General features: G+C 45.7%; 1 protein-coding gene. It reads right to left on the reverse strand.

Annotated elements, in window-relative coordinates; genetic code table 11:
* Positions 1 to 2 precede the first annotated feature (2 nt).
* A partial coding sequence (locus AB4653_RS22115; RefSeq protein WP_372105356.1) for an outer membrane protein transport protein occupies positions 3 to 1,092 on the reverse strand: 1,090 nt, incomplete at its 5' end.

A 1,092-nucleotide genomic window follows, 5' to 3' on the forward strand; every position in this document is an offset into this window, starting at 1 on the left:
GCCTAGAAGCGGTAGTTAGCTTGGATACCGACTAACCAGATGCTGCCTGTCACTTCGCCTTCGAAGCTACCACCAAAGTAATCTGCTTTTGGATCTTTTTCATGCATTTTCGCGTCTTTCGCTAGAATGTAAGTGAAGCCTGCATCCAGAGTTAGCTGTTCAGACCATTGGTAGCCCGCACCAATACTTAACCAAGTGCGGTCTGTTTCTGGGATCGTCGCAGTACGGTGCTCTTCGCTTACCGCTGAAGTATCGTAGGCAATACCAGAACGTAGTGCTAGTTTAGGTGTCATTTGGTAAGTAGTACCGATTGCAAAGCGGTAGTTGTCTTCCCAGTTCTCTTGCTTGATCTCTACACTTTTTTCACCAGGGAAATCAGCAACAAGCTCTTTAAAGCTGCTCCAGTTTGTCCAGTTAATACTCGCGTGAACCGCTACAGTGTCTGTCAGCTGGTGGAAGCTAGCAAGTTCAGCTGTTGCCGGAAGAGCGAGATCCATTGAACCACTTTTGTGTGCTTCTGGGTTTTTAGGGTTGAAACCAAAACCTTTAGCGTAACCTTCTAGAGTTAGATCTACTTCTGATTTGTAGGTGAAGCCTAGGCGGTTGTCTTCATTAATATCCCAAGCGGTACCAACTTGCCAGCCCCATGCCTTGTCATCACCTTCCATGTATTTCAAAGAGGTACCAGACTTCACTGGAATAAGAGAGTTTTTAGTTGATACTGCGCCAAAGCTACCTTCAGCTATGATGTAACGTACGCCACCACCAATAGAAACACTCTCTAGCACTTGGTATGCAGCATTCAGGTTCAGCTCCATAGTAGTCACACTTGCTTCGTTACCATGGTTTGCACCGCCGAAGTCTTTACCTAGGTCCGTAGCCATGCCGTAGTTAGTACCAGCAGCAAAGCCTAACGCAAATTTTTCGTTGTACTTATGAGAAACATAAAAGTTTGGAATAAAAGCACTGTGCGCGAAGTCACTAGAGTTAGATGTTGTTTTTCCGCGAGGAGTTGTAGAAGTCCCTTCAATATCAATATTTGGGTCAACGTAGATACCACCCACAGAAACCTGTGTGCCCTCTAGGTAAGTC

The sequence above is a fragment of the Vibrio sp. 10N.222.48.A3 genome (assembly GCF_041475345.1).
GTDB classification, from domain to species: Bacteria; Pseudomonadota; Gammaproteobacteria; order Enterobacterales; family Vibrionaceae; genus Vibrio; species Vibrio tasmaniensis_A.